The sequence below is a fragment of the Micromonospora sp. I033 genome, assembly GCF_053890995.1.
Window position 1 is genome coordinate 1 of record NZ_JBSSLX010000260.1, and the last position, 7141, is coordinate 7141.

The window sequence follows — 7141 nt, forward strand, 5'->3', positions numbered from 1 at the left end:
ATCCGCAAGTCCCTCGGCACCGGCGCCCTGTTGGTGTTCAGCGCCACCGCCTCCTCCCCGATGGCCGTCCTCGCCGGCGCGATCGTCGCCACGTACGCCTCGACCGGCGTCACCGGCACACCGCTCGGCTTCCTCGTGATGGCGGCCGCGTTGCTCTTCTTCTCCGTCGGCTACCTGGCCATGGCCCGCTACGTCTCCAGCGCCGGGGTCTTCTACGCGGCCCTGGCGGCCGGCTTCGGGCGGTTCTGGGGCGTGGTCGCCGCACCCGTCGTGCTGCTCGGCTACAACGCCATCCAGATCTGCCTGTACGGGCTTCTCGGCGCGGTGGTCAGCGACAGCCTCGGCGGCACCTGGTGGGCCTGGGCCCTGCTCGCCTGGGCCGGGGTCGCCCTGGTCGGCGTGCTGAAGGCACGGATCAGCGTCGGCCTGCTGGGCGCGGTGCTGGCCGTCGAGGTCGCGGTGATCCTGCTCTTCGTGCTCATCTCGTTCACCCACCCGGCCGGCGGGTCGGTGAGCTTCGTACCGCTGGCCCCGGGCAACCTGCTGGTGCCCGGCATCGGCGGTGTGGTCGCCTTCTGCGCGGCCTCGTTCGTCGGCTACGAGTCGGCCGCGGTCTACTCCGAGGAGTCCCGGTCGCCGCAGGCGGTGTCCCGGGCCGCCTACTCGGCGCTGATCCTGCTGGGCGTCCTCTACGCGCTCGCCGCCTGGGCGATGGCCGTGGCCGTCGGCCCGGACCGGGTCGTCGAGGCGTCCCGCGACCCGAACGCCGGGCTGCCGTTCTCGATCCTCCAGGCGCACGCCAGCCCGGTGCTCGGCGGTGTCGCGACCGTCCTGGTGGTGACCAGCGTGTTCGCGGCCATGGTCAGCTTCCACAACTCGATCGCCCGGTACGCCTTCAGCCTGGGGCGGGAGCGGGTGCTGCCGGCGGTGTTCGAGCGGGTCGGCCGGGGTGGCTCGCCGGTCGCCGGGTCGGCGCTCCAGTCGGCGATCGCCCTGGCGGTCATCCTGGTCTTCGCGCTCACCGGGGCCGATCCGGTCGCCATCATGTTCAGCTGGCTCTCCGGCGTCGCGGCCATCGCGGTGCTGCTGATGATGGCGGTCACGTCGGTCGCCACGATCGCCTTCTTCCGCCGGGGCGGCGGCGACGAGAGCGCGTGGCAACGCACGGTGGCGCCGTCCATCGGGGCGGCGCTGGTCGGCGCGGCCCTGCTCACCACGCTGGTCAACCTCTCCGCCGTCCTCGGGGCGCCGCCGGGCTCGGCCACGAAGTGGCTGGTGCCCGGCGCCGTGGCGGCCGCCGCGGCGGTGGGTCTGGTCTGGGCGGCGGTGCTCGCGGCCACCCGCCCCGAGGTGCTGGAGAGCGTCGGGCAGGGACAGCCGCGCCCGCTCGCGGTGATCGAGCAGGATCTGGTCGGCCGTTCCCTCTAGGACGCCGGACGCGCGCGGCTCACCCCCGCTGCCCGGGGGGGGTGGGCCGTCGGCGTGTTCAGCGGCGGCGCCGGCCGACCGTGGACCCGGCCATCGCGAGCTTGCGTTCCTGGCCGGCCAGCACCAGCCGGTTGAGGTGCTGCAACCAGCGCCAGGCCGGGTGGACCTGCTGCTCCGGGGTGAGGGGGAGCCAGCTGCGGTACTCCACGCCCCCGCCGCTGGAGTGCGGCGCGGTGGAGTGCACCAGGATCTGCTCGTGCGCCCGCGCCGGACGCTCGACCACCAGCAGGGTGTCGTCGGACATGACCACCAGGTTCCGCCCGGGGATGCCCGTCCCACCGACCCCGGCCGGCTCGGCGGCGGTGTCGCCGAGCAGGGTCGACACGGAGACGCCGGCGTAGCGCGCCTCGGCGGGTATCGGCTCGCCGGCCTGGGTCATCTGGGCGACCGGGTCGAAGACCCCACCCCCGCCCAGGTAGCCGTCGGCGATCTCGCACAGCTCGGCGAGCAGCGCCGGCAGGTCCTGCACCTCGCTGCCGTCCCGGAACAGCCGGGAGGCCGCCTTGATCTCGTAGTAGGGCTGGCGGGGGTTGGCGAACCGGGGGTCCGGGCTGGCGTAGAGGAAGAGCAGCGCGTGCGGCCCGACCGGCTTGGTCCGCCGCAGGTCCCAGTAGTGCGAGGCGTGCAGCGCGTTCGCGTACTGCACCCGGTGCACCACCGCTTGGCGTATCTGGTGCTGGACCGCCTGGCTGGCGGGGCCGTCGGCGGTCGGCCCGGCCGCGTCGGCCGCCGACCAGCTCGCCGGGGCCGGCCCGGCTGCGGCGTAACCGGGGGTGCTCGGCGGGTGGTAGCCGGCCGGTGCCACCGGGTGCGCCGGTGCGGCGGCGGGGTGGACCGGCGCCGCGGCGCCCAGCCCGGAGATCCGGGCGGCGCCGCCGTGGCCCCGGGTCTCCGGCGGGGCGTACCGGGGGGTGGGAGCCACGGGAGCGCCGAAGGTCGGCGGAGCGGGCGCGCCGTGGGCCGGGGCCGCCGGGACGCCCGGGCCGGACACGTCCGAGGTCGGCGCGGCACCGGCCAGCCGGTGGCTTCCCCAGCGCGCCGGCGGCCTGACCGGCGGTGTCGGCGGGTACGTCGGCCGGTCGGCCGCCCGGTGGCCCCAGCTGTCCTGTTCGGACGGACGCGGCAGCGGCGAGGGGTGATCCTGCGACACGTGGCAGCTCCTGGCTAGCGGGGATTCGCCCGGCCGATGATTTCACTGAGTGCAGGCCTTATCAACTGTCCGCGAGCATTCGCCGCACCTCGGGGCTGATCCGCGGCTCAGGTCGTGCCACCCGTCCGGAACGGCCGCCACCGGCCCTACCAGCGGTTTCGCCGGAACGTACGGTCGATTATGGACAATTGGTGGCCAAACTCGGAATGCTTGCCCACGCTCCGTCAGTCATGGTCCACTCTGTGCGCTGTGCGCCGGGACGATGAGGGAGCCTCGTGTTGTCAGCCGACCCAGGCCGTGACGGTTCGACCACCCGTCGCGACGAACTCCTCGCCGAACTCGACGCGGTCCGCTCGGCCGCGGCGGCCGGCCGGGAGACGCACGTCGGTTTCCCGGTCGCCACCGACATCGACTACAGCCCACTGGCGCCGCTGTTCGGCTCGTTGCTGAACAACATCGGCGACCCGTGGACCGATCCGGCCGGCGCCAACCACACCAAGCGCTACGAGCGGGAGGTGCTGGACTGGTTCGCGGACCTGTTCCAGGCCCCGGTCGACGACCGGTGGGGCTACCTCACCTCCGGCGGCACCGAGGGCAACCTCTACGCCCTCCACCTGGCCCGGGCCCGGTTCCCGAAGGCGCTGGTCTACCACTCCGCCGAGGCCCACTACTCGCTGCCCAAGTGCGTCGACATCCTCGGTCTGGATCCGGTGGTGGTCCGCGCCGACGAGCGCGGCGAGATGGACTACGACGACCTGGCCCGGATGGTCGACCGGCACCGGGACCGGCCGGCCATCGTGGTGGCCACCTGCGGCACCACGATGACCGAGGCGGCCGACGACGTGCCGCGGATCCGGCGCCTGCTCGCCCGCACGCCGGTGCGCCACCACCTGCACGTCGACGGGGCGCTCGCCGGGGTCCCGCTGGCCCTGGCCGACGGCGGGGCCACGCTGCGGCTGGACGCCACCGCGGACAGCATCGCCGTCTCCGGCTACAAGTTCCTCGGCACCCCGGTGCCGTGCGGCGTGGTGCTCACCCGGCGCACCCTCCAGCAGCAGCTCGCCCGGTCCCCCAACTACACCGGCACGGTGGACACCACGATCAGCGGCTCGCGCAGCGGCCACCCGGCGCTGCTGCTCTGGTACGCGATCCGCAGCCTCGGCCACGACGGCCTCCGGGAGCGCGCCGAGCGGGCCCGCGAGCTGGCCGCGTACGCGGTCGAGCGGCTCAACGCGGTGGGCTGGCCGGCCTGGCGGCACGGGCACGCCTTCACCGTGGTCTTCCCCACCCCGCCCCCGGCCGTGACGGCCAAGTGGGTGCTGGCCAGCAGCGCCGGTCGCAGCCACCTGATCTGCATGCCCGGCGTCACCCGCGAGGCCGTCGACGCCTTCGTGGCCGACGTGGCCCGCGGGGCGCCGCGCGACGCACCGCCCCGACAGCGGGCGCGGCAGGCTCTGGTCCGCTGAGCCGTCGCGGGCACTGAGGCCCGAGGCGCGCGGCCCGAGCGCGGTCAGGCGGTGCGGATGACCGTGCAGATGGCCGGGCCGTCGTCGGTGGCCCGCAGCAGGTAGCGGTAGCGCTCGCCGGGCACCGCCCGGCCCTGGCTGTCCAGGAACTCCCAGCGCACCGCCACCTCGGTGAGCAGCGCGGACACGGCCTGCACATCCTCGATCTGCGCGTGGGCCGCGACCAGTTCCCGCTCCTGGTAGTCGGGGGCCGCGCCGACGAAGCTGAGCGCCACGGCCGCGGGCGACGTGAACGAGAAGCTGTAGGTGTCGGCGACCACCAGCCCCGGCAGCGCGTAGCAGCCGGCGATGGCGGGCACGTCGGCGGTGGTCAGCGCCACGCCGTACCGGTCGAAGAAGTCGGCGAGTGTGTCGAGGTCCGTGGAAGCCGTCACGCCGCTCACCATTACCGGACGGCGGGCCCGGCAAACCTGGTCAGCGGGGCGGGATGCGGACCTCGATCTCCGCCCCGAGCTGCGCGCCGCCCGTGAGGTCGAGGTCGTCGCCGCTCCAGAACCGCCCCGGGTCGTACCAGTTGGGACGGCGACCGGCGGGCAGCAGCCCCATCGCCTCGTAGGTCACGGCCACCACCTCCGCGCAGTACGCGGTCTCCAGCGCCCGGTCGCGGACCGGCACCCCGCCACCGTCGGGCATGGAGCGTCGGCCGGGGTGCAGGTTCGGCACCCGGCCGCGGGCCCAGCGCCAGGCGAGCTGCGCGGTGGACGGGAACGGGGTGCCGTCGAGGCGCGCCACGGTCCGCAGCACCGCCTCCTCCATGGCGGTGTCCGCCGGCGGTTCGAGCTGGCGCAGCCACGCCCGCTGGCCGTAGCGGTTGGCCCAGACGCAGACCGCGTCCCGCAGGTCGTGCAGCTGCACGCCGCGCTGGTGGGTGCCGGTCCACATGTCCGGCAGCGAGCGGCCCAGCTCGGCGTGCCACATCAGCGGCGGCATGTCGTCGAGCACCACGGCCATGCCCACGTGGTTGACTGGGCTGTTGGTAGTGAGCTGGATGGCGCGGTCCGGCACGCTGCGCCCGCGGAAGACCCACAGGTCGCCGGTGCGGGTCAGCTCCACCGCCTCGTCCAGGCTGATGCTCATGGAGGACTACCCTATGCCGAAGCGGCAACGGATGCGGTGGTGGAAACTGCTCGGCCTGGCCGGCCTCGCCGGCGTCGCGGCGACCGGCGTGGTGGTGGCCCGGGCCGAGCGGCGGCGCCGGGCGTACACCCCGGAGGAGATCCGGGACCGGCTGCGCGAGCGGCACGCGAAGGCCGGCGACCGCCCCTCCTGACCCACCGCCGGCTCAACGGTCGGCGCGCCGCACCGCTTCGTCCAGGGCCTCGGGGGTCCGACCGACCAGCGCGCTGCCGTCGTCCAGCAGCAGGATCGGGCGCTGGATGAGCTCGGGGTGCGCGACCATCGCGGCGATCCAGCGCGGCTCCGTGGCGTCGTCGCGGGGCCAGTCCGCCATGCCCAGCGCGGCCGCGGCCGGCTCGCCGGTGCGGCAGATCTCCCAGGCGCGGGCGTCCAGCCGGCGCAGCACCTCGGTCAACTCCTCCGCGCTCGGCGGCTCCGCCAGGTACGCCCGCAGCCGGTAGGGCACCCGGGCCTCGTCCAGCGAGGCGCGGGCCGTGGCGCACTTCGAGCAGGCCGGGTTGTTCCAGATCTCCATGCCCGACATGGTGGCACGCCCACTGTGGAGGCCCTGACGGGGCAGCGGAGACCCCGCGATGTCGCCTAACATGAGCGCCATGCAAAACAGTTTCTGGGAGACACAGTTTGTTCTCGACCCACCGCCGGCCCCGGTCGAGCGGCACGGCGAGGTCGACCTCTACCTGCCGACGGGCGACGGCCCCCGGCCCGCGGTCGTCCTGGTGCACGGCGGCCCACTGCCCCCCGGCGCGCCCGACCCGCGGGAGTGGCTGCTCTACCAGGGCTACGGCGCGCTCCTCGCCGAGCAGGGCGTGCTCGCCGCGATGCCCCGGCTCCCCCTGCACACCCCCGACGACCTGCCGACCGCCGCCGCGCACCTCGCCGGCACCGCGGACCTGCTCCGCGCCGACCCCCGCGTCGACCCGGACCGGCTGGCGCTCTGGTTCTTCTCCGGCAGCGGCCTGCTGCTGGCCGACTGGCTGCGCGACCCGCCCCCGTGGCTGCGCGGGCTCGCCGCGACGTACCCGCTGCTCGCGCCCCTGCCCGGCTGGCCGGTCGACCCGCGGTTCCACCCACTCGACGCACTCGACCAGGCCGGTGATCCGCCGCCGCTCGTGCTGACCCTGGCCGGCCGGGAACGCCCCGAGATCGCCGCCACCAGCGAGGCGTTCACCGCCGCAGCGGCCCGTCGGGGGACGCCGGTGCGGATCGTGGCCGTACCGGACGGCCGGCACGGCTTCGACGCGCTGGACCACACCGAGGAGTCCCGCGCCGCCGTCCGCACCGTCCGCGACGCCCTCCTCACCCTCCTCACCGCTCCCTGACCCCCGGCCGGACACCATGCAGGTCTCCGCGCACCTCCCATGGCGTTCCACCCGGCCGACCGCGCCCCTGCGATCCCCGCCCCCGATCACGCCGTCTGCCCGCTTCCGGCGGGTGGCGGAGCCGGCGGGCCTGGCTACCGGACCGGATCTTGGACAGTTTCCGTTCGCTGCGAACAGCAACTGTCCAAGATCTCGGAGGGCCGACTCCGGTTCGGTGGGGTGGAGGTGTCCAGGCTGCGTGATTGCCGCCGACTACGCCGACGTGGTGAGCGTTTCCGGTGGCTACGGGTCAACGACGGTATGCGCGGTGTGGGGTGGGTGTCCGCTTCACTGGGCGGACGTGGGTCAGCGCCGGCGGGCGTGGTGTGGGGTGGATGTCCGGTTCGTGGCGGCCGATGGTGACCCGCTGTCCGGTTTCGGGCGGTGTCGTCGGGTGGTCGGGGCCACTGTCGGGGCGGAATCGTGGCGGGGGGGGGGGCGCTGGTGCCGGCGGTGCGGGGGGGCACCCCCTCCCCCCCCTG

General features: G+C 74.7%; 8 protein-coding genes. 4 read left to right on the forward strand and 4 right to left on the reverse strand.

Features of this window, described 5'->3' with window-relative positions; genetic code table 11:
• Positions 1 to 1428 (forward strand): APC family permease (locus ACW0Q9_RS27545; protein WP_456186181.1); only part of this gene is annotated, 1428 nt, incomplete at its 5' end.
• A gap of 58 nt (positions 1429 to 1486) precedes the next feature.
• On the opposite strand, the gene ACW0Q9_RS27550 is transcribed toward ACW0Q9_RS27545, so the two are convergent.
• Positions 1487 to 2638: a hypothetical protein gene (locus tag ACW0Q9_RS27550; RefSeq protein ID WP_456186183.1), complete on the reverse strand. Its 1152-nt coding sequence runs from the start codon at positions 2636 to 2638 to the stop codon at positions 1487 to 1489.
• Positions 2639 to 2916: 278 nt separating this feature from the next.
• Between ACW0Q9_RS27550 and ACW0Q9_RS27555 the strand changes: the two genes are divergently transcribed.
• On the forward strand, positions 2917 to 4104 hold the full coding sequence (locus tag ACW0Q9_RS27555) for a histidine decarboxylase (protein ID WP_456186185.1): 1188 nt from the start codon (positions 2917 to 2919) through the stop codon (positions 4102 to 4104).
• Between the two features lie 44 nt (positions 4105 to 4148).
• Here ACW0Q9_RS27555 and ACW0Q9_RS27560 read toward each other — a convergent pair whose 3' ends face one another.
• Both ACW0Q9_RS27560 and ACW0Q9_RS27565 read right to left on the reverse strand, forming a co-directional pair.
• Complete coding sequence (locus tag ACW0Q9_RS27560; protein ID WP_456186187.1) at positions 4149 to 4538, reverse strand: hypothetical protein; 390 nt, start codon at positions 4536 to 4538, stop codon at positions 4149 to 4151.
• A gap of 40 nt (positions 4539 to 4578) precedes the next feature.
• Entirely contained in the window at positions 4579 to 5241 is a 663-nt protein-coding gene (locus ACW0Q9_RS27565) for a hypothetical protein (RefSeq protein WP_456186189.1), read from the reverse strand.
• Here ACW0Q9_RS27565 and ACW0Q9_RS27570 point away from each other — a divergent pair.
• Complete coding sequence (locus ACW0Q9_RS27570) at positions 5240 to 5434, forward strand: hypothetical protein (protein ID WP_357346182.1); 195 nt, start codon at positions 5240 to 5242, stop codon at positions 5432 to 5434. The genes ACW0Q9_RS27565 and ACW0Q9_RS27570 overlap by 2 nt on opposite strands.
• A gap of 12 nt (positions 5435 to 5446) precedes the next feature.
• On the opposite strand, the gene ACW0Q9_RS27575 is transcribed toward ACW0Q9_RS27570, so the two are convergent.
• The gene (locus ACW0Q9_RS27575) at positions 5447 to 5815 is read right to left on the reverse strand and encodes an ArsC/Spx/MgsR family protein (RefSeq protein ID WP_456186191.1); all 369 of its coding nucleotides are present in this window, start codon (positions 5813 to 5815) and stop codon (positions 5447 to 5449) included.
• Positions 5816 to 5894: 79 nt separating this feature from the next.
• On the opposite strand from ACW0Q9_RS27575, the gene ACW0Q9_RS27580 reads away from it, so the two are divergent.
• A complete protein-coding gene (locus ACW0Q9_RS27580; RefSeq protein WP_456186193.1) occupies positions 5895 to 6620 on the forward strand; it encodes an alpha/beta hydrolase in 726 nt (241 codons plus the stop codon).
• The last annotated feature ends 521 nt before the right edge of the window (positions 6621 to 7141 follow it).

Coding starts and splice junctions, on each gene's coding strand:
- ACW0Q9_RS27570 (WP_357346182.1), top strand. CDS start 5,240: ATGGAGGACTACCCTATGCCGAAGCGGCAACGGATGCGGTGGTGGAAA.
- ACW0Q9_RS27565 (WP_456186189.1), bottom strand. CDS start 5,241: ATGAGCATCAGCCTGGACGAGGCGGTGGAGCTGACCCGCACCGGCGAC.
- ACW0Q9_RS27575 (WP_456186191.1), bottom strand. CDS start 5,815: ATGGAGATCTGGAACAACCCGGCCTGCTCGAAGTGCGCCACGGCCCGC.
- ACW0Q9_RS27580 (WP_456186193.1), top strand. CDS start 5,895: ATGCAAAACAGTTTCTGGGAGACACAGTTTGTTCTCGACCCACCGCCG.